At 38.8% G+C, this 23,898-nt stretch carries 27 protein-coding genes; 6 read left to right on the forward strand and 21 right to left on the reverse strand.

Going from position 1 to position 23,898, the window contains the following annotated elements; genetic code table 11:
- The first annotated feature begins 65 nt into the window (after positions 1-65).
- Positions 66-1,112 (forward strand): class I SAM-dependent methyltransferase, encoded by a 1,047-nt coding sequence (locus J7Q84_RS06135; protein ID WP_209093649.1) that lies wholly within the window; start codon positions 66-68, stop codon positions 1,110-1,112.
- 18 nt (positions 1,113-1,130) lie between these two features.
- Positions 1,131-1,667, forward strand: coding sequence for a cupin domain-containing protein (locus J7Q84_RS06140; RefSeq protein ID WP_209093650.1), 537 nt, complete (start codon positions 1,131-1,133; stop codon positions 1,665-1,667).
- 88 nt (positions 1,668-1,755) lie between these two features.
- Here J7Q84_RS06140 and J7Q84_RS06145 read toward each other — a convergent pair whose 3' ends face one another.
- The 11 genes from J7Q84_RS06145 to J7Q84_RS06195 form a co-directional block, all read right to left on the reverse strand.
- The gene (locus J7Q84_RS06145) at positions 1,756-3,303 is read right to left on the reverse strand and encodes an acyl-CoA carboxylase subunit beta (protein WP_209093651.1); all 1,548 of its coding nucleotides are present in this window, start codon (positions 3,301-3,303) and stop codon (positions 1,756-1,758) included.
- A gap of 2 nt (positions 3,304-3,305) precedes the next feature.
- The gene (locus tag J7Q84_RS06150; RefSeq protein WP_209093652.1) at positions 3,306-4,094 is read right to left on the reverse strand and encodes an enoyl-CoA hydratase; all 789 of its coding nucleotides are present in this window, start codon (positions 4,092-4,094) and stop codon (positions 3,306-3,308) included.
- 4 nt (positions 4,095-4,098) lie between these two features.
- Positions 4,099-5,010 (reverse strand): hydroxymethylglutaryl-CoA lyase, encoded by a 912-nt coding sequence (locus tag J7Q84_RS06155; protein WP_209093653.1) that lies wholly within the window; start codon positions 5,008-5,010, stop codon positions 4,099-4,101.
- A 16-nt stretch (positions 5,011-5,026) separates the two neighbouring features.
- Positions 5,027-5,239, reverse strand: coding sequence for an acetyl-CoA carboxylase biotin carboxyl carrier protein subunit (locus tag J7Q84_RS06160; protein WP_209093654.1), 213 nt, complete (start codon positions 5,237-5,239; stop codon positions 5,027-5,029).
- 21 nt (positions 5,240-5,260) lie between these two features.
- Positions 5,261-6,598, reverse strand: a complete 1,338-nt coding sequence (locus J7Q84_RS06165; RefSeq protein WP_209093655.1) for an acetyl-CoA carboxylase biotin carboxylase subunit — start codon at positions 6,596-6,598, stop codon at positions 5,261-5,263.
- A gap of 16 nt (positions 6,599-6,614) precedes the next feature.
- Entirely contained in the window at positions 6,615-7,760 is a 1,146-nt protein-coding gene (locus tag J7Q84_RS06170) for an acyl-CoA dehydrogenase (protein ID WP_209093656.1), read from the reverse strand.
- Between the two features lie 175 nt (positions 7,761-7,935).
- Positions 7,936-8,904, reverse strand: a complete 969-nt coding sequence (locus J7Q84_RS06175; protein WP_209093657.1) for a YbgA family protein — start codon at positions 8,902-8,904, stop codon at positions 7,936-7,938.
- Between the two features lie 271 nt (positions 8,905-9,175).
- On the reverse strand, positions 9,176-9,331 hold the full coding sequence (locus J7Q84_RS06180) for a hypothetical protein (protein WP_209093658.1): 156 nt from the start codon (positions 9,329-9,331) through the stop codon (positions 9,176-9,178).
- A gap of 155 nt (positions 9,332-9,486) precedes the next feature.
- Positions 9,487-12,573, reverse strand: a complete 3,087-nt coding sequence (locus J7Q84_RS06185) for an AAA family ATPase (RefSeq protein ID WP_209093659.1) — start codon at positions 12,571-12,573, stop codon at positions 9,487-9,489.
- Positions 12,570-13,721 carry an exonuclease SbcCD subunit D gene (locus J7Q84_RS06190; protein WP_209093660.1) on the reverse strand — a complete coding sequence of 384 codons (1,152 nt, stop codon included), beginning with the start codon at positions 13,719-13,721 and terminating at the stop codon, positions 12,570-12,572. Before J7Q84_RS06190 ends, J7Q84_RS06185 begins: the two co-directional genes overlap by 4 nt.
- Positions 13,722-13,746: 25 nt before the next feature.
- Positions 13,747-13,986: a DUF2584 family protein gene (locus tag J7Q84_RS06195; protein WP_209093661.1), complete on the reverse strand. Its 240-nt coding sequence runs from the start codon at positions 13,984-13,986 to the stop codon at positions 13,747-13,749.
- 329 nt (positions 13,987-14,315) lie between these two features.
- On the opposite strand from J7Q84_RS06195, the gene rluF reads away from it, so the two are divergent.
- The 3 genes from rluF (at position 14,316) to J7Q84_RS06210 (ending at position 16,527) form a co-directional block, all read left to right on the forward strand.
- Positions 14,316-15,038, forward strand: a complete 723-nt coding sequence (gene rluF, locus J7Q84_RS06200; protein ID WP_209093662.1) for a 23S rRNA pseudouridine(2604) synthase RluF — start codon at positions 14,316-14,318, stop codon at positions 15,036-15,038.
- Positions 15,039-15,171: 133 nt separating this feature from the next.
- On the forward strand, positions 15,172-15,486 hold the full coding sequence (locus tag J7Q84_RS06205; protein WP_209093663.1) for a thioredoxin family protein: 315 nt from the start codon (positions 15,172-15,174) through the stop codon (positions 15,484-15,486).
- 174 nt (positions 15,487-15,660) lie between these two features.
- Entirely contained in the window at positions 15,661-16,527 is an 867-nt protein-coding gene (locus tag J7Q84_RS06210) for a cation diffusion facilitator family transporter (RefSeq protein ID WP_209093664.1), read from the forward strand.
- 25 nt (positions 16,528-16,552) lie between these two features.
- On the opposite strand, the gene J7Q84_RS06215 is transcribed toward J7Q84_RS06210, so the two are convergent.
- The 5 genes from J7Q84_RS06215 to J7Q84_RS06235 form a co-directional block, all read right to left on the reverse strand.
- Positions 16,553-17,188 carry a phosphatase PAP2 family protein gene (locus J7Q84_RS06215; RefSeq protein ID WP_209093665.1) on the reverse strand — a complete coding sequence of 212 codons (636 nt, stop codon included), beginning with the start codon at positions 17,186-17,188 and terminating at the stop codon, positions 16,553-16,555.
- A gap of 71 nt (positions 17,189-17,259) precedes the next feature.
- Complete coding sequence (locus J7Q84_RS06220; protein WP_209093903.1) at positions 17,260-18,024, reverse strand: sporulation protein; 765 nt, start codon at positions 18,022-18,024, stop codon at positions 17,260-17,262.
- A gap of 18 nt (positions 18,025-18,042) precedes the next feature.
- Positions 18,043-18,831, reverse strand: coding sequence for a serine/threonine protein kinase (locus J7Q84_RS06225; RefSeq protein WP_209093666.1), 789 nt, complete (start codon positions 18,829-18,831; stop codon positions 18,043-18,045).
- A complete protein-coding gene (locus J7Q84_RS06230) occupies positions 18,831-19,004 on the reverse strand; it encodes a hypothetical protein (protein WP_209093667.1) in 174 nt (57 codons plus the stop codon). Before J7Q84_RS06230 ends, J7Q84_RS06225 begins: the two co-directional genes overlap by 1 nt.
- A 123-nt stretch (positions 19,005-19,127) precedes the next feature.
- The gene (locus J7Q84_RS06235; RefSeq protein WP_209093668.1) at positions 19,128-19,307 is read right to left on the reverse strand and encodes a YozD family protein; all 180 of its coding nucleotides are present in this window, start codon (positions 19,305-19,307) and stop codon (positions 19,128-19,130) included.
- Between the two features lie 156 nt (positions 19,308-19,463).
- On the opposite strand from J7Q84_RS06235, the gene J7Q84_RS06240 reads away from it, so the two are divergent.
- The gene (locus J7Q84_RS06240) at positions 19,464-19,637 is read left to right on the forward strand and encodes a DUF3930 family protein (protein ID WP_209093669.1); all 174 of its coding nucleotides are present in this window, start codon (positions 19,464-19,466) and stop codon (positions 19,635-19,637) included.
- A 9-nt stretch (positions 19,638-19,646) separates the two neighbouring features.
- On the opposite strand, the gene J7Q84_RS06245 is transcribed toward J7Q84_RS06240, so the two are convergent.
- The 5 genes from J7Q84_RS06245 to kamA form a co-directional block, all read right to left on the reverse strand.
- Positions 19,647-20,309, reverse strand: a complete 663-nt coding sequence (locus tag J7Q84_RS06245; protein ID WP_209093670.1) for a hypothetical protein — start codon at positions 20,307-20,309, stop codon at positions 19,647-19,649.
- Positions 20,310-20,573: 264 nt separating this feature from the next.
- A complete protein-coding gene (locus tag J7Q84_RS06250; protein WP_209093671.1) occupies positions 20,574-20,789 on the reverse strand; it encodes a YozE family protein in 216 nt (71 codons plus the stop codon).
- 128 nt (positions 20,790-20,917) lie between these two features.
- Entirely contained in the window at positions 20,918-21,778 is an 861-nt protein-coding gene (locus J7Q84_RS06255) for a GNAT family N-acetyltransferase (protein WP_209093672.1), read from the reverse strand.
- 251 nt (positions 21,779-22,029) lie between these two features.
- Positions 22,030-22,311 (reverse strand): YokU family protein, encoded by a 282-nt coding sequence (locus J7Q84_RS06260; protein WP_209093673.1) that lies wholly within the window; start codon positions 22,309-22,311, stop codon positions 22,030-22,032.
- 3 nt (positions 22,312-22,314) lie between these two features.
- Positions 22,315-23,724 (reverse strand): lysine 2,3-aminomutase, encoded by a 1,410-nt coding sequence (gene kamA / locus J7Q84_RS06265; protein ID WP_209093674.1) that lies wholly within the window; start codon positions 23,722-23,724, stop codon positions 22,315-22,317.
- Positions 23,725-23,898 lie beyond the last annotated feature (174 nt).

The following is a 23,898-nucleotide window of genomic DNA, read 5'->3' on the forward strand; positions in this document are numbered from 1 at the left end:
AAAGGATTTTCTTCTCCCTCTGCTGAATTGTATGTGTAACATGCATGCGAGGAGGATGAGAAAAATTGCAATTGTCTTTCGATAACCAGACATTTCCATACGACGAAACAAATCTTGGTTATACCGAACTGCAGCCCCAGTTTCGAGTGGATTTACGTAAGTATAATGAGAAAGAAATCAATAAATTCGTAACGTTAGACATAATACGTGATTGGGCTGGTTTACAGTGGAAAGATATCGGCAAACCCTATGAAGTCAAAGTTAATTCTAAGGAACGGGTGGATTGGGAACAAAAACACAAACAAGAAATGGATGTAAAAACCTCCTGGACATATTTCAATAAAGCCTTTCACCAGTGGTTTATGAAAGATGTACCTGCTGAGTTGCAAGATGGGAAAAAAGAACTGTTTCAACATTTCAAACACTTTGAAGTAAAGGAAGTGAAAACAACGTTAGGAGATATGCTGCGGCTCAATCTATGGAATTATGCACACCGTATAGAAGACGGGATTTGGGATCCGCGTGGAAAACGTACCTTGTTTGCAGGATTAGATGTAACCAAACCACGCATTCTTTTTTTAGGTGCTGCGGAAGGCTATGAAGCTATGCAGTTATCTGCTATGTATCCTGGTGGTGAAGCGGTGTTAGTGGATTATGACGAATATTGCCGGGATACGAGATTCGCAGAATTCCCTGAGCATTATCCATTTTTAGGGAGCAATGCAAATACTGGTAGCGATCGAGTGTGGTACAAGGATGAAATGAACCTGCAATACATTGTAGAGGATATTCGTAAGCTTCCATTTGGTGCGGAATTTGATATTGTGATTAGCGTGGGGCTGCTGGAGCATTTCCCTGATGAATATAAGCCAGAAGTAATGGAATGGCACCGTAAGTTTTTAAAGCCTGGAGGATACGCTATTTTAACTACACCACGCAGTCAATGGAAATCAAAATTATATTATACCGTTATGGCGGACATCATGAATCATACATATCGGGAATTGATGACCATACAGCAAATGGGCCTATACGTGTATGAGAACGGATTTAATATATTACGTCATGGCTACATTAAAGTTCATAATGCTATAGTGGCACAAGTTAAATAAAAATGGAAAGGAGTTTGTATGACTCAAAATTCTAATACTGTTATTCACAAATTTACAGGAGAAACCATTACATTTTTAAAGAAAACGAATCAAGAATTATTGATCGAAGTAATCCTCCCCCCTAATACGATAGGTCCCCCTCTCCATTTTCATGATCGTTTTACAGAACAATTCACAGTGATTAAAGGAGAGCTCACCGTTATACATAATAAAGAACGTCACATTCTTATTCCGGGTGAAACGATTTTTGTTCCCTTAAAAGAAGCTCATACTTTTCGCAATGAATCTCACGAACCTGTTCGATTCACTGTAAAGTTAACACCTGGTGAAGGCTTTGAAGAATCAGTACGGATTCATTATGGATTAATGGAAGATGGCTTAACAAATGATAAGGGCAATCCGAAAAATCTTTTTTACACCTTATATATCCTATATCTTCAGAATACCTTAGTATCTGGTATCCCGATTTGGATTCAAAGAGTTTTATTTACCATCATTCCAATTGGAAAACGGATAGGTACTTATCAGTCATTAAATAAATACATCAGAAAATAAATAGCTATTCACTCTAAAGATTTTTGTGGAAAGATCTGTAAAACAAAACACTAGCATCTTTATAGAATGCTAGCGTTTTGTTTTAGTATTAAACTGGATATACTGGATGTTTACGATCTGTAAACACTTGATACTTGCTTGTATATAGCTCAAATCGTTGAATGAGTTCTTGACGAAGTTTATTCGGATGAATTATACCATCAATCACCATTTCTGAAGCTAAGTGATAGATGTCGATATCCTTTTTATACTCTTCACGTTTTTGTGCAATAAACGCCGCTCGCTCTTCTTCAGGAAGTGCTGCGATTTTATTCGCATATACTGCATTTACTGCTGCTTCTGGTCCCATAACAGCTATAGAAGCAGTTGGAAGTGCTAAACAGCAATCTGGTTCAAATGCAGGACCAGCCATCGCATATAACCCCGCTCCATATGCTTTACGTACAATAATAGATACCTTTGGTACTGTTGCTTCACTCATAGCTGAAATCATTTTTGCACCGTGACGAATAATGCCCGCTCGTTCTACTTTAGTACCGATCATAAAGCCAGGTACGTCTGTTAAGAAGAGAAGCGGAATATGATATGCGTCACAAAGCGTGATAAATTTCGCTGCTTTGTCCGCTGAATCATGGAATAGCACGCCGCCTTTCATGCGCGGTTGGTTTGCAATGATTCCAACTGCCTGCCCATTAATTCGTGCCAATCCTGTTATTAATTCTTGTGCAAATAGTTTTTTGATTTCAAAGAATGAATTTTCATCAACCACACGGTTAATTAAATCCATCATATTGAACGGTGCATTTTGATTTTCTGGAATGATTTGTTCTAGCGATTTATCAAACGACTTTGGTTCAATAGGAGTCGCAACAGCTGGTTTTTCTAAATAATTGTTTGGAAAATAAGAGAGATACTTGCGAGCAAGAAGTAACGCTTCTTCTTCTGTTTTACACAGAACGTCACCGCATCCAGAAACTGAACAATGCATTCTTGCACCGCCCATTTCTTCAAGGGTTACTTTTTCTCCAATTACCATTTCTGCCATGCGTGGAGATCCAAGATACATAGAAGCATTACCTTCTACCATCATTACTACATCACAAAATGCCGGAATATATGCTCCACCTGCAGCAGAAGGTCCAAACAACAAGCAGATTTGCGGAATTTTACCAGACAATTTCACTTGATTGTAGAAAATACGGCCTGCACCTCGGCGACCTGGGAACATTTCTACTTGATCGGTAATACGAGCCCCAGCAGAATCTACTAAGTAAAAGAGAGGCACTCGTAGTTTTTCTGCCGTTTCTTGAATACGTAAAATCTTTTCTACTGTACGAGCTCCCCAAGAACCTGCTTTTACAGTAGAGTCATTTGCCATAACACATACCGTACGGCCATGAACTTTTCCGATTGCAGTGACCACACCGTCTGCCGGCAAATCAGATTGTTCACAATTTGCAAATAAAGCATCTTCTGCAAAATCTGCGTCATCAAACAATAAAGCCAAACGCTCGCGAACAAATAACTTGCCTTTTTCTTTATTTTGTTCGTGATACTTTGGCGCACCGCCTTGGTGAATAGTTTCTACTCGTTCTTCAAATGTTGCATTTGTTTCTTTAGCTTGCTGGTCTAGCATGGCTATTCCCCCTTATATTCAGGCTTGCGTTTTTCCTTGAAAGCTTGCAGCCCTTCTAAACGGTCTTTCGTATGGATGACTTGTTCATAAGATTCTTTTTCTATTTCGAGTCCAGCTTGCAGGTCTGTTTCAATCCCGTGGCTAATTGCTCGTTTGGCTTGACGCACGGCAATCGGACCATTAGCTGCAATGCGTTCACACACTGCAAGAGCTGTAGGGACTAATTCTGCAAAAGGAACGACATATTCTACTAATCCGTACTCTTGAGCTTCAGAAGCAGAAATACGACGAGCAGTATAAATAAGTTCTTTTGCTCGGCCTACACCGATTAAACGAGGTAATCGCTGCGTTCCTCCTGCACCTGGAATAATTCCTAATGAGGTTTCTGTTAATCCTAACGTCGCCGTATCGGCAGCGATACGAATATCGCAAGCTAGACTGAGTTCCGTACCTCCTCCAAGTGCCACCCCGTTAATAGCAGCAATTACCGGAAATGGAAGTGCCTCTACGTTATTAATAGAAGAACGGATTAACGATACTGCGTGACGCACTTGCTCTTCATTCATTCCTACCCGTTCTTTTAAATCAGCTCCCGCACAAAACGCTTTTTCTCCTGCTCCTGTCAGCAAAACAGCACGGATATCTCGATCTTCTCGTAAATCAGCTAATACGGCTTGCAGTTCCTCTAATAGAGAAAGTGAAAGTGCATTTGCCTGCTGTGGACGATTTAATATCACTTTCGCAATATGAGGGTTCACTTTTTCTACTACAACATGCTGCAAAAGAAGCATATTCTCACCTGCTCACTGTTTTGTTTTGTAAAGCTTGAAATACTTGACTTGGCAATGGACGTGCCAGTTGATGCTGCATAAATTGACTGGCACTTTGTAACGTGTCTTCTTGAATGGATGTTTGTATTCCCATTTTATGAAGCATATGCACTAAGTCATTTGTCGCAACATTGCCGGAAGCACCGGGAGCGTATGGACACCCTCCTAGTCCTCCACAAGCACTATCAAATGTGGTAATACCCATCTCTAATGCTTTCACCACGTTAGCTAACGCCATGCCATATGTATTGTGAAAATGCATGGCTAGCATATGAGACGAAAAGGAGCGCAGCAGCACTTCTAATACGTGTTCTACCTGTTTTGGATTAGCGACACCAATCGTGTCTCCTAAGGAAATTTCATAGATTCCAAGTGATAACAATTCCTCACATAAATTCTGTACTGAGCGAATGCTCACTTCTCCTTCATACGGACATCCAAATACAGTGGAAACATACCCCCGTACACGTTTTCCAGCAAATGCACTTTGTTTTGTGAGCTCCTTTATAACCTGTAAGCCTTCTGTTATAGACTTATTCGTATTCTTTTTGTTATGCGTTTCACTTGCAGAAATGAATACGTTCACTTCATCCACATTTGCTTCCAATGCTCGCTCTAGTCCATTCATATTAGGGACAAGAGCGGCATAGGTTACTCCTTCTCGCCTTGTGATACCAGAAAATACATCCTTGGCATCTGCTAAGGCCGGAATCCATTTAGGATGAACAAAGGAAGATACTTCGATATAAGGTACCCCTGTATCAGAAAGCATATCAATCCATTTGATTTTATCAGCCGTGGAAATGATGTGCTTTTCATTTTGCAACCCATCCCGCGGCCCGACTTCCTTAATTGTTACTATTTGTGGAAGCTTCATCTTGTCGTGGCCTCCTTTATTCTAACTCTAGTAATAGGTCTCCTTCGTTAACAAAGTCCCCTTCATTGACGAATATTTCTTTTACCACACCGGAGGCTTCAACCGCAATAGGTATCTCCATCTTCATCGATTCTAAAATGACTACATCTTGTCCTTCTTCTATGCTTTCCCCTACTTTTGCTACAATTTTCCATACGTTTCCTGCCATGTTTGAGTATACTTTTTCCATACGGATAGCCTCCTTGAATGTCTATTTTTTAATAAGCTGCTGCTGTACAAATGAAGTTGTGTACACACCGCTTTGGAATGTTTCATCCTCTAATACAGACAGCAACATAGAAATATTTGTTTTGATTCCTTCTATTTTCGTTTCCTGTAATGCCTGTTGAAGCTTTGCAATTGCGTCTTCTCGAGTTGCGCCATGAACGATAACTTTGGCAATCATCGGATCATAGAATGGAGTAATTGTAATTCCCTCTTCGAGACAATGATCGATGCGAACATGCTCCGGTAAATCCAATGTATGAATTTTACCTGGTGAAGGGAAAAACGTTTTTGGATCTTCTGCATATATACGTGCTTCGAGTGCATGCCCGTTTCGAGCAATCTCAGCTTGTGTAAACGATAATGGATGACCCTCAGCTATTCGAATCTGCTGTTCTACTAAATCTAACCCTGTAATTTCTTCCGTAACGGGATGCTCTACCTGAAGGCGTGTATTCATCTCTAAAAAATAAAAGTTTTTCTCGTGATCTACTAAAAACTCAATCGTTCCTGCATTGACGTATCCTAAGGATTTCGCAGCTTTTACTGCTACTTCTCCCATAGCATGTCGCGTTGCTTCGTCTAAAAACGGTGAAGAAGCTTCTTCGATCACTTTTTGATTGCGACGCTGCACCGAACATTCACGTTCCCAAAGGTAGACGGTATTCCCATGCGCGTCTGCTAATACTTGAATTTCAATATGATGAGCATCTGTGATCAACTTTTCAATATACATTTCTCCGTTACCGAAAAAGTTTTTTGCACGAGTTTGATTGCTTTCAAATGCCTGAACGAGCGTTTGTTCAGTATCGACAACTTGCATACCAATGCCGCCTCCGCCAGAGGATGCTTTTAGCATAACAGGGTAACCGATTTGATTCGCAATAGCTATTGCTTCTTCAACTGTTGGAATTGCAGTAGTAATTCCCGGTACAACAGGTACTCCCGCTTCCATCATCGCTTTTCGAGATTCAATTTTACTTCCCATTTTAGTAATAACCTCTTTTGAAGGACCAATAAATACAATCCCTTCTTCTTCACAACGAGCAGCAAAAGAGGTGTTTTCTGACAGTAAGCCATATCCTGGATGGATGGCATCTGCTTTTGCTTCTTTGGCAACCTGCATAATTTTTTCTAAGTTCAAATAACTTTCATGTACACGCGGGCCGCCAATATAATATGCTTCGTCAGCAAGCTTGACATGAGGAGAATGCTCATCTGCTTCCGAATACACAGCAACCGTTTGAATACCTAGCTTTTTACATGTTTTCATAATACGAACGGCAATTTCACCGCGGTTTGCAATAAGAATTTTTGAGAACATACACAAGCTCCCTTCTTTATCTGCACCCTAATTGTCTAGCGATAACAAGACGCTGAATTTCAGATGTTCCTTCACCAATTTCCAATAATTTTGCATCGCGAATGTGACGCTCTACTTCGTATTCGTGCATATAACCGTATCCGCCGTGAATTTGTACTGCTTGATTCGCAACGCGGCTAGCCATTTCGGATGCGAAAAGCTTCGCGTATGCAGATTCTTTCGTGAACGGTTTATTGTTGTCTTTAAGCCATGCCGCTTTATGTACCATGTTACGAGCCAGTTCAATTTCCATAGCCATATCCGCTAATTTAAATTGAATTGCCTGGAAAGAAGAGATACTTTGACCAAATTGCTTGCGCTCTTTCGAATATGCCAGCGCTTTTTCAAATGCCGATTGTGCAATTCCAACTGCCAATGCTGCAATTGAAATACGACCACCGTCTAATGTGTATAAAAATTGGCCAAACCCTTTGTTTTCGTCTCCTAAAATATTTTCTCTCGGTACACGTACGTTATCTAAAATGATTTCGCATGTATTAGAAGCACGAACACCCATTTTTTCATATGGGCTAGTAATTTTTAACCCTTCACTGTTTGTATGTACAATAAACGCAGAAATACGTTTTTTTCCTTTTTCATCCACACCGTTGACAGCGGTTACAATAATGGTGTTCGCATATTCTGCGTTTGTAATCCAACACTTCTCACCATTAATGACATACTCGTCTCCATCTAAAACGGCCTTTGTTTGCGTTCCGCCTGCATCAGAGCCAGCATTTGGTTCAGTAAGTCCAAATGAACCCAACGTTTCTCCTTTTGCCATTGGAACTAAATATTTTTGTTTTTGTTCTTCTGTTCCAAAATAATAAATAGGAGATGCTCCTAATGATATCGTTGCTGCGTAACTTAAACCAGTTCCTCCGCATGCACGGCCGATTTCTTCAACTGCCACTGCATATGATATAGTATCTCCTCCAGAACCGCCGTACTGCTCTGGAAATGGAATACCAAGCAATCCCAATTCGCCTAATTTTTTAAACGTTTCATACGGAAATTCTGCTGTGCGATCGTAGTAACTAGCTTTTGGTGCGATCTCTTTTTCAGCAAAGCTGCGTACCATTTCTTTCATCATTTGCGTTTCTCTTGTTAGAGTAAATTCCATACGAACACCCCTTTTTACTGTTTGGCAGACCTGCTAGAGCAGATACAAGATAAATTTGTATGATTATTTTAATAATTCTGCCATCATTATTATTGTAAAACATCTTTTGTTGTTACGGAGCAAAAAAAATCCTACATTGTTCTACAACAATGTAGGATTTTTTGTCGAATTTTGATTAATAATCTCTACCTTTTCCTGAATCTGTAATGTCTATTAGCGCTTCTGGATAGGGCTCAAAATAGGTTTGCCGTTTTAAATATCCTTCTTGAAATCGAAGGGTCCATGATTTCAGGAGTGATAAAATACAGCTTAGTGGGATTTTCTTATCTTTATATTTGGTAAGAAGTGCATGAAAGTCCTCTTTTTCATCCTTGTTTAATTGCTGTTTAAAATAACCGAAAATATGCTGGCAAACATTGATATGAGAGGTATAGCGAGCGGTTCGTTGAAAAAGCTCATATAGTACCGTTTCATATTCATGGCATACTTCATGTACATCTTTTTTGTCATGGTTTGCAGTAATGCGTCCCAATGCCTTTTGCTTTGTTTGATTATAGGCCATAAATAAGTATTTGTTATCAGAATGAAAGGAGATAAGCTGCTCCATTTCAGGATTTTTCTTGAGGTTTTGAAATGCAGCAATCGTAAATAGTTTCGTAAAAAAATGTTCCCGAATTGTAAAATTTTTCAACCGTCCCTCTTCTTCAATAGCCAGATGACCATAGCGCTCTACTACTTCTTTCCCAAAAAAACCGCTGCTTTTTGCGGTAACAGGTGCCTTGCTGCTGCCGGCATATACTTTTACATCACGAGTGCCGCAGCTTGGGGATCTATTTTTCAAAATAAATCCGTGTATCTCTGGTAAAGAAGAGAGATAATTACGGGAAAACTCCCGCATGTGTTCCGATACATCTCTTCCTGTACTTGGTTGAATAAGCTTATGGCTACCAGATTCCTCTACAATTCGAATGGTTTCTCTCGGAGTGCCCAGTCCAATTTCTACTTCGGGACAAACGGGAATAAAATTCACATACGGTACTAGGTTTTGAATTGTTATGTCATGAATCACATCTCCATTGTAACGACATGCAGCAAATTCTAAACATTTGCTGACAACGACAGTTGGTTTTACAAATGGTCTCATACATTCCTCCGCCTTATTTCACTGTAAAATATCATAGGAACTGTTCATGTTCCGCAATCAATAATGAAACCTATCGCATAGTGTTCTCTGAGCTTTTTCCAGCAAAGAATTTTACTAGTTTCACCTATTTTACAAAGTTACCTGTAGAAATAGAATCACATTTATAAATAAAAAGGAGGTGCTTTCACATCCTCTCTTTGTAAATCTACTACCTCGTCTTTTATGACCTCCACATCTGCTGCAACACTTTCTCTATAAGGATATAGATAACTTATCCTTCTGATTGGGGAGCACGTTCTGCCAAATAAATATTTTCCGTTATAGCAAAATTTACTTCAAGTAAATCCTGCTGTTGCATGAGCTCTTCTATGCTGCAATCTTCTTTATTTGAATTCATAATAATATCTTTATGTTCTTTATTCTTCAAAATCACCACTCCTTTTTTATAATGTGAACTATTTTTTGCAAATTATTGATACTCTGTTCATTTTTATTAGTGCTTCTATATCTTTCCTCCTATTCTAACGAAAAAGCTCCTTTACTTAGCAAAGGAGCTGAACTCATACACATACCTATTTCTATTTACTTTAGTATAAACTTCGTCTTGCTGCAGCCATTTTTCTGTTTTTTCACTTCCAATACGGCTGGCATTGCATTTTTTAATTCTTGTACGTGTGAGATAACGCCGATAAGTCGGCCAGACTTCTGTAACTCGATTAAAGTGTCAACAGCCTTTGTTAATGACTCTTCATCTAACGATCCGAATCCCTCATCGATAAACATCGTTTCAATGGATACACCGCCTTCGTAGGCTTGAATCACATCTGCCATTCCTAATGCGAGACATAACGAAGCATTAAACTTTTCTCCACCGGATAATGTTTTTACATCACGTGTTTGCCCCGTGTAAACATCATATACATCCAGCCCTAATCCGCTTTGGCGATTTCGTTTTTCTACTCGCTCACTTCGTTTCAAATAAAATTGTCCGTTCGAGAGTTTCATTAGACGAGTATTAGCCGCTTGTACAATCTGTTCTAAATATTCAAGTAAAATATAACGTTCGAAAGAAAGACGGCTTTCGTTATCTCCCTTTATCACTTCATATAAATCTACTAATTGCTCATAACCTTTTTCTTGCCCTTGAATACGTTCCTCAATGTTTATAATATTGCGTTCTAGCTCTGCAATACGTTCTATGGACAATTTCATTTTCTGTTTTTGTTCTTTTTGTAGGTCAAGCAGCCTATTTAATTGATTGAGTTCTTCTTGGAGCTGCTGCAAATTCGCCCATTGTTTACCTTGTAGTAAAGTATGAAGCTCTGTTACTCTTTCTTCCAAAATGTGAAGAGAGGTATAATATTGTTGAATCTGTTCTTGATATGCTTCATATTCTGTTCGTGGTAATTTAGCTTTTTGGTATTCTTGTTCTGTTTCAAATTCCGCTTGCTTCATTGCAGCTAGAAACTGTTGTTTCGCTCGTTCAGCTTGTCCTGCTGCTTCTTGCTGTTCAGCATGGGCGTGCTCATACGATGTTTGTTCTCGAATAGATGCTTCTACCGCTTCTTGATACCGTACTTGAATGACACGCCAAGCCTCTTCTAGCGCTGAAAGATCCTGCTCCGCTGCAAGACATTCCTGTTGCCATACAGAAAGAGACGAGAGGTCCTCTGGTATTTGTTTTTTGTCATGTTTATAGGAAGTTAGAAGTTTCGTTAGTTCCAGTGTTATAGTTTGCAGTTTATGCTCTAGGTTGTCCTTTTGAGATTGTTGTTTCTCTAGATTTGTCTCAAGTGTAAGGAGTTTCTGCTGTACGACAGAACGTGTTTCCTGCTTTTGTTTTAACAAGTCTACTTCCGCTCTTAGTTGTTTGCCCTCGATAAGTAATTTTTCTTTATGAACAGGTGCTTGAGCGGTCGAATATCCCCGTTGTTGCATTTGAAGTGCATACTCTGTACATAACTGCAAACGAGATTTATAGGCCTCTTCTATTTGATAAGATTCACGTTCAGTGGTGTCACGCTTTTCCTTTAAACTCAGCAATTCTTTTTTATCTATTTCATAAACCTGTACCGCTTTGTTAGGATGGTGCATACTACCGCATACAGGACAGGACGTTCCATCCTGTAAATGAAGAGCAAGCATGCCAGCCTGTCCTTCTAGCCAAGCTTGCTCTAATTGCTCATACTGCGTTCGAATTCCCTGTAAATCAGCTTGTTTCTTTTGTAACTGCAGACGATACGATTCGCTTTGCTCCCAGCTCCTGCAATATTCCTGTAATAGCTTGTAGTCTTCTTGCATGGTGCGTAAGGCATCCGTTTTCTCTAAATAGATACGTGTGCTTTGGTCTAAGCTTTGCCAATCATCTTGTAAAGATCTGCGTTCTGCTTTACTTTGCTCAATCGATTCTATTAAAAGGTGCAATTCGTCTTTTTTTTGTTTTTCATCTGTCTGCAGCAAAGTCATTCTTCTTTCTTGTTCATGCAAGCGCTCAAAAATACCTTGCATATCCTGCAACATTCGCAGTTTTTGCTTACCTTTCTCACGCTCTGTTTCTTTTGCTGTTTCTGCTTCATGCTCATGCTTGATTTGCTGCAGTTCCACTTTCATTTTCTCTATCTGGACAAGTTTTTGGTCTGCAAGTTGCTGCCTTTGAATCAGAAGCTGCTGTGCCTGTTCATAATACTCCTCTGCACCAACGATCTCATTTGCCTTATCTGCCAATCGCAACTGCAATTCGTTATGTTGTATGATCGGTAATTGCTGTTTGAGTTTTAGTTTGCTTTCTTCCTTATGCTGCAGTTCAGTCAGCCTTTCATTAGTAGCTTTCGCATGATGAAAGGCTGACTCCTTCTCATTGCGCTGTTGTTCGTCCGTTTGAATTTTAGTTTCTATTTCATGGAACTCATTTTTGTAATAAGTAAGCTCTTCAGCGAGCGCCTGAAGCATTTGGTAACTGTTTTGCTTTTCTTGACTTGTCAATTGTTCTAAGGCTGTGCCAGGCCTGTTCGGTAACTGAAGGACATTCCGAAAATATATATCACGTTCTGTTACTTTTTCCTGTAATTCGGATTTTAACACTTTACGGCGCTGATCCAGTATCTCTTGCATCCATTTGTACCGATCCGTTTTAAATATGCGTCGTAAAATTTCTTCTTTATTTTCAGTTTCTGAGGTTAAAAGCTTTCGAAATTCTCCTTGGGGAAGCATGACGATTTGGCTGAATTGATGTTTGGTCAGTCCCAGAAGAACTTCCACTCTTTTGTTTACATCTGTCACATGAAATCGATCCACACAAGGTATTTCTTCTGTTTCAGCTTGCACAAAAAATTCAACGGCTGCGCCTGTTACTGTTTTATTTCCAGCTTTTCGATGTCCCATTTGACGAAAAATACGATAGATTTTCCCGCGTAATTTAAAAGTCAGTTCCACGCTTGTATACAAATCGTCTGCCGCAAAGTGGCTTCTTAGCACTTGCGGATCATTTCGTTCTTCTCCGCTTGCCTCCCCAAACAAAGCATAGCAAATAGCATCAAAAATAGTGGTTTTACCTGCCCCTGTATTTCCTGTAACGGCAAATAATCGATGTTCTCCCAGTTCCTGAAAGTCAATGACCTCCTTGTTTTTATACGGGCCAAATGCTGTCATAATAAGCTGCAACGGTCTCATTGCATCCCCTCCCTTCTTCCCACTTCACCTAAAACGTCTAGAAAGAGCGTTTGCTTTTCTTCAGACAGCTCTGTTCCTTTCATTTCTTTATAAAAGGCCTTCAACAGGGTCAAATCATCCATCTTATGACGTTCCAAAGCAGGAGAAGGATTCTCTTCATCAATCCGATAAATTGTACGTCCTACATGCATTGCATTTGGATATACAGATCGCACTTTTTCCATCGGATGAAGTATAGGGGTTTCATCGAGCAGCTTAACAAATACATAGTCTTCACAATAGGAATGCTGCAAAATATCGTCTATCTTTCCTTCTAGGGTCCTCATATCACGCAGTGGAGTAAGAAGTCGCTTTTCAAGTGTAATATGTCCGGACGCATCCATATCGACTATATAAAATCCTTTTTTATGATGTTCTTCTGAGATGGAATATTTCATTGGTGAACCCGCATACCGAACTTGTTCATTTCCTACATGATGTGCTTGATGCAAGTGCCCAAGCGCTGTATAGTGGAAATGGTTAAAATAATGACTATTCACATACTCCGCACCTCCGATGGAAAGCGGACGTTCTGCATCACTCGTGTTGTCTTTTGCCTCACCAGCTTGCGTAACAAATGCATGTCCAACAAAGACATGACGGGCATGTGGATCCAGGGTAGGTACAAGGGAATCCATCAAGATTTTCATTGCATCATCATGACTGCGAATGTCTTCATTTTGGAGCACATAGCGAATAACACCAGGATCTGCATAGGGAATAAGATGAAAATAAACCTCTCCATGTTCATCACGCAGCACAGCTGCTTCATGAGGAAATGTAAATTGACCGGCAATATGTAATCCTTGTGCCTTCATAAGCTGACTTCCAAAATGAATACGATCCGGACTGTCATGATTTCCTGCAATGGCAATTACCGGTGTTTGTAAATCTACCACAATCTGCTTAAGTGTATCGTTTAATAACTCTACTGCTTCTGTGGGAGGAATCGCACGATCATATAGATCGCCAGCAATAACAACTGCATCTGGTCGTTCTTCTTCTACAGCTTGTACAAATTGCTTTAACACATATCGCTGATCCTCGGTCATATACACACCATGAATCAGCTTTCCTAAATGCCAATCGGCTGTATGGAAAAACTTCATCACAACTCTCCTTTCTTATTCTCCATTAATTGACTGAATGCAATGAAATCAGCTGATATAGGATTTCGGTATGCTCTTGTTTCCATGTAATAGCTTTTACTACAGCTGTTCCTGTTAATTCCTTTTCGGTTTTATACAAATTGAGAGGCTGTTCAATAGGGAATAAATGGTAACCTTGTAGTGTCAGTTCAAATTGATTGTGTTCTCCCTCCATTCGTATTTCCTTATCAAACGAAACAATGTTTGTATGCATCTCAAATTTCATGTTGCACATCTCCTTTTCAAAAAGTTCTTTCTTTAACTATTAAGCAAAATAGACATTTCGTCAATGCATTTTCATCCTGCAAACAGATGCTTACAGTGTATTCTGTTTCCTAATGGTAAGAGATGCATTTCCACTTGTCTAGAATTGAAACATACACCGGTCTTTTTTATTTTTTCACACGAATTAAAAATTTTTAACTGTACTTGTGCAAATGTTACGTAAAATTAGGCAATACCTTATATAATGAAAAGGTTCTTCTGAGAAAAAGCAAGGATATGTTACACTGATATACGGGTAGGTACTTATTTTAATAAAAGGCGGGTTAAAGATTGAGAATTAACAAATATATAAGTGAGTCAGGCATCGGCTCACGGCGACAAGCAGATCAATGGATTTCGGAAAAACGCGTTACAATCAATGGAATTGTAGCAGAACTAGGAAGTCAGGTTACACCAGGCGATGATGTACGAGTGGATGACAAACCAATTGACGCCAAACCAAGCTACGTATATATTGCATTAAATAAGCCAGTGGGGATTACTTCCACAACCGAAAGACATATTCAAGGAAATATTATAGATTTCGTGAATCATCCACTGCGTATTTTTCCCATCGGCAGACTTGATAAAGATTCCAATGGGTTAATTCTTTTGACTAACGATGGTGACATTGTGAACAAAATTTTACGCGCGGAACACAACCATGAAAAAGAATATATTGTCCGAGTAGATAAACCAATTACATCAGCATTTTTAAAAGGGATGGGAGAAGGAGTTTCCATTTTAGGAACAAAGACACTCCCGTGTAAAGTTAGTAAGGTTTCCAATTATGTCTTTCGAATTATTTTAACCCAAGGGTTGAACCGGCAAATACGGCGCATGTGTTCGGCACTAGGATATAGAGTGTTTAAGCTCCAACGCACCCGAATTATGAACATTCACTTGGGTGATTTAAAACTAGGCGAATGGCGCGATTTAACAGAGCAAGAGAAAAGAGAATTGTTTCAGTCGTTAAATTACACCCCTGATTTTCGTGCAGAACATCAGCATTAATATATATACTTTGAATGTTTGACACAATTGGCAAAAAGGCTTATAAAGAAATAGGAAAGAATTGGCTGTTTTATAGTCATAGTAAGTGCTTATAAAATGGCTGCAGTCTGTATAACTAAAGGAGAGGTACATAGTGAAGACCATTACGACAGAAAAAGAGTTTCGTGAAATTATTGCCGGAGAAAATCCTGTAGTTGTGAAATTTTATACAACTTGGTGTCCGGATTGTGTGAGAATGGACAATTTTATTGAGGATGTGATGGCAGAATACAATCACTTTCATTGGTATGAAATAAACAAAGATGAATTTCCTGAACTGGCAGAGCAATATCAGGTAATGGGGATTCCAAGCTTACTGTTATATAAAAATGGAGAAAAAATCGGTCATTTACATAGCGCAAATGCAAAAACAGAAGAACAAGTTACAGAGTTTTTACGTCAATATTAAAAAAGATGGACCACCTGGTCCATCTTTTTTTGACCTGTACCAACTCTATAGGCTTCAAGAAACATTGTTCTCCACCCCCTACAAATCTCCAGTACGCCAACAATGTTTGTATAGACTCACATGATGTTCATCTGATACTCTTAAAAAGGAATTTTTTCGTGAAGGTGTGAGAAAATGGAACAAATCAAACAGTATGAAGCGGACCGCGGAGCAATTGTCAGCATTATTGCGTATATCATCTTATCTGCCGCTAAAATTATTGTCAGTATGTATACAGATTCAAGTGCTTTGCAGGCAGATGGGTTAAATAATTTGACGGATATAGGTGCATCTGCCGCTGTTTTAATCGGTCTAAAAATCTCTAGAAAGCCGCGTGATCATGATCATCCATATGGACACTCCCGTGCAGAACAAATTTCCTCTTTAGTCGCGTCCTTTATTATGATGAGCGTAGGTCTGCAAGTTATGTTAAGTGGCATCTCTTCTGTTTTCTCAAATGAGCAGGATGTTCCAAATGTATTAGCAGCTTGGATAGCAGGAATTTCAGCGATTATTATGCTTGGTGTGTTCATGTATAATAACAACCTCGCACAACGAACACATAGCAAGGCATTAGAAGCAGCAGCAAAAGATAATTTATCTGATGCTCTAGTCAGTATAGGAACGGTTATAGGGGTACTAGGTTCACAATTCAATTTGCCACTGCTAGATAAAATTACGGCTGTAATTGTCGGAGGAATTATCTGCAAAACAGCATGGGATATTTTTAAAGAAGCCTCGCACATGCTAACAGACGGATATGATCCTCATAAAATAGAAAAATACAAAGAAACGATAGAATCCATATCGGGTGTAGAAGCATTAATAGACTTAAAAGCACGGAAATACGGCAATGCAACCTATGTTGATATCATTATTGAAGTAGATGCCGGAATGGATGTGGAGAGAAGTCATCAAATTACAGATGACATAGAAGAACAACTGCGAGCACGTCATTTTATTTACAATTCACATATCCATGTAGAACCAAATAAAAAATAAACGTTTCCGATTATGCAGGAGACGTCTATTTTTTATATTCTACAAACCGCTGATGCAGAAACACGCATAAAATAAGCCAACTTCCACCTGCAGCACAACCTGCCAAGACATCAGAAGGATAATGCACGCCTAAATACACACGGCTAATTACAATGGAAAGAATGAGAAAGGCTGTAACGATGATAAGCAATATTTTTTGCCAAAGCACTAAACGGTGTTCTGTAATGGTTAAATACGCAATAAATCCAATATAGGCAGTAGCATTCATCGCGTGACCACTCGGAAAGCTATAACCGGAAGCGGTTAGAAGTACGTTGATATCCGGACGCGGACGCTCATACCACAGCTTTAATCCATTGTTTACAAAACGGCTTCCCATTATACTGACAACTAGTAAAACAGATGCTTTCCAACGTTTCCGTAGAAGCATATAAACGATGAGTACAAATAATACTGGAAAATATATTTTCTTAGAGCCAACATAAGACATCGTTTGAAACCAAACTGTCAGTCTCTCTGTACGAAAGCTTTGAATAAAGCTGCTGATTGCTAAATCTATTTTATGCACAGTGGATTGTTCATAAGCAAACGATAAAATAACAAACAATAAGAAACAAGCAAGTAGCCATCCTAATAAAGGGTTCTTTCTTTTTTGTTTCATAGACTATACCTCAAAAGTAAATTGGAAGGGATTTTTATTGTTCCCTTCCTTTTTTATTTTATGTGTATAAATTAACTATATTTCGTCAGTAACGTTTGTAAATCGGAAGCAAATGAAGCAGCATTTTGAGATGTGACTGTCATTCGTACAATTGTTTCATCCATATCTAATGCTTCTGAAAATAAACCGGCAAGTCCCCGAGCTTTTCGATCAATCTCAATCACGAGGTCCACACTTGTTTCCGATACAGGAAACAAAAGGAATTCCAATTCATCCAGCTTGCGATAATACGGTCCTGATACAGGGATAAATTCTAATTGCTGGGCAAATGGATAGCGATTACGGTATCGGCGGGAAACTTCTTCGCACTCTACTTGTCGAAGGCGAAACCCCATTTGTTGTATATTATCTAATATAGAAGCAACAAGAGTTGAGGGTAATACTTGAATATAATCTGTATCTCCAGGATCTATGCTATTTTTAATATCAAGTCCTGTATCAATCCAGACTTTTTTCATTCCAAATGTAATAGGGGTGTCGATAGGTAACACAAATGAAAACGGTACTTCTTTTTTCTCACCTGGTTGGATATGAATAGGGTCTGTGATCTGGAATTGATCTAAAGTATACGAGGCAGTCACTTTTTTATCATCGGCTTCACGAGTATATGTAGTGGATAATCGTAAGTAAATACTATCAATTTGCTGTTCTATGTTTCCACCTGTAATGTTAACCAGTCCTTGTACTTTCTCTCCGGCTGTATACTGGTCTCTTTCTAATATAGTATCTACCTTTGCTCCGCCGATTCCCACACTTGCCAGCATTTTTTTAAACATTGACATACAATCATCCCCCTAAATGATTCGATTTATATCTTGTAGAATATCTTCTGCCTTAGCATAAGGCTGCTCGATTTGCAGCATTCGCTTCAAAATTAATTGACCTGCTGCAGAAAGTGATAATTCTTCGAACCATGGTCTCTCTTTTTTTGTTGTAGGAACATATCCAGAATACAATACAAACAAGAGAAAATGGCCCAATGCATAAAAATCGCTTCGAACGTGTACTTCACGCATCAATTGTTTTTCACCTTTGAAGGTGTGAGACCGTTCGTCCTGCTCGCCTATAAAACGAGCTAATCCGAAATCGAGTACACAATTCTTCTCATTATGTAAAATAATATTAGGAATACGCAAATCTCTATGAACAATACCTTGTCGATGAAAATACGAAACAGTAGTCAAGATATCCTGTACAATCAAAAAACCTTCTCGTTCTGAAAATGATTGTCCGTTTTGGAAAATAAGCTGTTCGTAATTCTTCCCTTCAATCAACTCCATAACAAGAAACCATAGATTATCCCACTGAAAAAAATCCATGCATTGGGGAATACACGGATGATGTAATTTCTGCAAAATCCGCCTCTCATATTGAAACGATAAGGCCCCCGTTTTCGCTATTTGTTTGCTTCGGCGAAGCTGTTTCAAAACTTTCATTTTCTGCTGCAGCAAATCCAGCACACAATAGGTGATCCCATAGCTGCCCATTCCTAGCACAGATTCAATTTTATAGCGCTCTGCTACAATCGTACCTGCTGCAAGCGGCCGTTCAAAAAAGCGTACCAATTGCTCTTTCAGCTTCATCAACTGCTGAAAAAGCTGGAAAAGAAACTGCCGCTTTTATGCTTCTTTTTATAATGCTGATGTCCATATTGATTATGGTGCGATTTGTACTTATGTTTTTTATAGTCGCTGCTGGAATAAGAATGATATTTATGCTGATGGCCAAGCAACGCTTTCAATAGTTTTTTTAACATCAACCTCACCTGCTTTTTTCTAATTATACTTATCATTATAGCAGTAACTCTTTAGGCTTTCATATTACAATTTTGTTAAGAGAAACGAAAAACGACGAGTATTTCCCGCCGTCTGTTTTCCTTTTATTCTTCCTCTTCCTCAAACACTTCGTCGATCATGCATTTGGCCAGTAAATAGTCAAATGTAATATCCGCTAATTCTTCCATTTCTTCAGGTTCAGGCACATATCCTCTTTGGACTAACTGATTGTAAAAGAATTCCGCAATCTCTTCCGTATCGATTACAACTTCAATTTCTTTCACACTCATCACCCCTTTACTTCTGTTTTATGAGATAAATAAAAATTTATGAGTAAAACTCAAAAACAAATTCTAACAGAATGTTTTTATGTAAGCGGCATAGACAGACTTTCCTATGCATACATATGTAGTACAAGCTGTCCAAAGGGGGAAAAACAAATGGAAAAACAAAATACGCAAGGTAATGGAATTGAGAAACTATTAGATATTTTCGTTAGTGAGGAGTTTGAAACGTATGCAAATATTGTGATACGAGGATTGTTTTTATTTTTAGTGATAGCGGGCATACCTTATGTGGCATATTTATTATATACACTTGTATCAGCTCTATAATAAGTATGTTCATTTTTTCTCTGTCAGCTTTGTTAAATAGTTTAATACGAGATCCATAACAATTTTATATTCTTCATCTTGAAATATAATGTACAGTTCGGAATAATCATTGTAGACATCTAATAAGCCGTCAATAATTTCTTTACGATTTGTTTTAATTCCAACCCGTTTTGTGTTGTTCACAGACTTTAATTTTTCTAAATCTAATTTATTAATGCCATTTTTATCATTTTTCAATTTTTTGAGAATCATATTTGCAGTTTGAGCGTTAGCAATCAATGTCAAATCTGCCTCATCTGCTTCTAACCATTCTCCGTCTGTAATACGGGAAAGTTCATAAATCGTGTCCTCCCATGCGTCATTTTTATACCGCCACACCTCTGTACGAAAGCCTACTACTCGGAATATATCTTTCTCATACCCTGTTACCTGTACTAAATCTCCAAATGTGAATTTATAGTTTAGTTCAATCCATTCTTTCTCTACATTTTTCCCTTCATACTCTGTGATTAATTGCAAGGTAGTTTCTACATATAATCCATCATGGTTGTTTACCTCGTATACATAGACTCCATCTAACATTTTTACATTTGTAATCTTTCCAACTGTTCCATACAACGTAATCACGACTATGTCGCCAATATTATATTTCGGTTGTTTTTTTCTCGACAATCTTGCCCTCTCCTTTATACGCCGTGATTTTTTAGAGTCTGCTGACGATAACAGTATATGCATTCATAAAAGAAAACGCTTATTGTATATGATTAGATATATAAGATTTTTCTGTAAAGCTCACCATGTTGATAAAAAATGAGTAAAGATTGGAAATGTACACCCACACAGCAAAGAAAAAGAAGCTAATCTTCCATATTTTGTAGGCGATTAGCTTCTTTTTCTCTTCAAATAGGTTTTTCATCCCTCGCTTTGCAGTGGCGTTTATACTTCTTCCTCAAAGCGTTCCCAAGCCTCATCGAATACGGACATATTGTCTAATATCCCGTTTAGCTCTAAATACGAGCTTACTTCGTGGTAATCGCTGGATTGCTTCGGAAAGCTGTGATCTTCATACATAGAAACAGCAAGCTGAGACATGTGTGTCTTTTCGTAGCTTGCCCTATATTTCATCATATAATGGTAAAAAGATTTTTTCATATTCTTCCTCCTCATATAAATGATACCATTGTTTTGCATAAGGAAAAACCAAGAAGTGAAACTCCTTGGGTAACTCGAAAAATCAAAGTAGATTCCTATACATATTGGAACCGCGTTTTTTATGATATCTATGATGGGTCAATTCTATAAAAATCAAACACATGCAGTACTTGAAATCCTACTCGTTCATAGACATGTAGTGCCTTCTCGTTTTCTATTTCTACGTCGAGATAAACGGAAGTGTAGCCCTCTTCTAGGAGCATGCGTAAAGCTTTTGTCAGTGCCTGGCTTCCAATACCTTGGTGCTGCCATTCAGGATGAATAGCTAAAGCTGTCACCATTGCTTGTTCAGCACGAATCAAGTTAATAGTCCCCACTATTACACCGCTAGCGCGGATAGTGTAAAACGTCCGTTTGGGATCATCAAGGGAGAGGTGAATAACTGCCGCGGCATCTTCCTCTGTATCACCAAAGCTTTTCATTAAAATGGAGAGTACGTGATAATAATCCGTTTCTTGATACGCATGTAGTTTTATTTCATCGACTGCAGACAACAGAGCTATATTCTCCAGCTTCATTTGTGCCTCTGACATTTGATAGTGTGCACCTGTGTGTAGCAGAAGCTCCTTTTCCAGTACCGCTTTTTGATCCAAAACGAAACTAATAGACTTTGGTTTATGGCTGAGGTACTGCGACAGCACAGCTTCGATTAAGAAACTACCTGCCTCTGCATTTTCACACCCAAATCCAACCTCTATATGGCCATTTTGTAAGATATCCGTAACAACTGCAACTGCTGTCCACTTTCCATCCTGCTCGGCTGTTAGAAGATAAGCCTGTGTCTCTCCTGCATTTGCTAGAAAAGGTACACTGATGATTGTTTCCACATTTATATTTCGAGTATTTTGCAGTTCAACCAACCACTTGGTCAGCTTTTGCTGTATTTCTAAGTTTAATGGAGGCTTGTGATATGTTATAGTTTTTTTCATTCTTTCATCCTTTCGTATCTGTCTGAGTGCAATACATTCATTTTTGAATAGTCATTATTTGGCCAAGATATCCATTATAATAGTACGGCCCTTTTCTCTAATTTACCTGCCTTTTATTCTATTATTTTTTTATGTTAAAGAACAATTGAACAATGGTATTAGTATCTTGATAAACTCATGAAAGCAATGATGCTTCTTGTAACTCAAATGCTTTCTTATAGATAGAAAAGAAACCAGCCGATTGACTGGTTTCATGATGTAAAGTCAAAGTAATTTCGTTTTAACAAGCGTGGCTTTTCCATCAGCTCCACATACGATAACTGCTTCTCTAGCTGTTTCGTATTAATAAGAAACAATTGGTCCTCAATCTCTTTTACTGTTTCTTCTGTCTGATACTCCATCCCGCAGGCATCACAGCATACACAAGGCGTATCCGTTATGCCGACCGTCTTCGTTCCATCTGGCAGCTCCCAAAATACAGTGTTGTTGCTGTATCTAGCATTCTCTGAATCGCACCATTCGCATGTAGGCATTTCTCACGCCTCCTTATCCAGACCTTCGTGCAGTTTATTCATCTGCGACTGGAATTTTTTCTCTTTCAGCAAGTCACGCTTCTCACGTTTATCCTTCAGGGAGGAGTGCTCTGGATTATTTTCATACTGCTTGCGGCGATCCAAGCGCTGCAGGCCTTCCGGCATCAAATTCGGTTTGACATCATTCATTAAACCGGCAATACCTACATTCGATTTCTTTTCTTCATAATGGGGATAGACTTCTTTAAAGTAACCTTCCGCTTGGCCTGGTACATAATTTTCCGGCTCCGGATACGTCGTAATAACACCCTCAAAGTTACGCAGCACCACTTTTTCAGGACTTTGGGAAATGAGGTAGTTTGGCTGTACTGCAATCTTTCCACCGCCTCCAGGTGCGTCAACTACAAAGGTAGGAACTGCATACCCAGATGTATGACCACGCAGGCCTTCAATAATCTCAAGTCCTTTAGAAACAGGGGCACGGAAATGGCTAATACCTTCTGATAAGTCACATTGATAAATATAATATGGGCGTACACGAATTTTTACTAGGTCATGCATCAGCTTTTTCATAATTGGTACACTGTCGTTAATGCCTGCCAGAATAACTGCTTGATTCCCAAGCGGTACACCTACATTTGCCAGCATTTCACAAGCGCGCTTGGATTCTTCAGTAATTTCAATCGAAGTGTTGAAATGTGTATTGAGCCAAATCGGGTGATATTTCTTTAAAATATTGCATAAGTTTTCAGTAATTCGCTGTGGAAATACGACTGGTGCTCTTGTACCAATTCGAATAATCTCTACATGAGGAATTGCACGTAAATTTTTCAAAATGTATTCGAGGATGGTATCATTAATCAGTAACCCGTCTCCTCCTGAAATCAGAACATCACGCACTTGCGGTGTGTTTTTGATATACGTAATGGCATCATCTAATTGTCTCTTAGGTACTCCCATCCCAATTTGCCCTGAAAACCGTCGTCTTGTGCAATAGCGGCAATACATTGAACATTGATTTGTTACGAGGAACAACACGCGGTCAGGATATCGATGCGTTAAGCCTGGAACCGGTGAATCCTCATCCTCGTGTAAAGGGTCTTCTAAGTCATACTTTGTCTTATATATCTCTTGAGAAATCGGTACAGATTGCATACGAATCGGACAGCGCGGGTCATCAGGATTCATTAATGATGCATAGTAGGGCGTAATATTTAACGGGATGGTTTTAGTAGAAATTTTCACTCCTTCTTCTTCATCTGGTGTTAGATGAATAACCTTTTTTAAGTCATCCAATGTTTTAATTGTGTTTGTCAGCTGCCAAATCCAATCGTTCCATTGCTCTTCTGTTACATCTTTCCACAGTTCAATATCTTTCCAATGCCGCTTTGGCATATATAAGTCATGCAACATGATTTTATTCCTCCCTTTAGACGGTGTTTCCCTTTTAAAAGCAAATTTTATGCCAAATCATTTTACTTTCCTAAGATGAATCTCTGTACTTTTATATATGTATCCTTGATTTACTTGGTGAAAATGGGGGAATTTGGACATATAAAAATAAGATCATAAAATGTTAACAACTTT

This window comes from Bacillus sp. 165, from assembly GCF_017742235.1.
GTDB lineage: Bacteria > Bacillota > Bacilli > Bacillales > Bacillaceae_G > JAGHKQ01.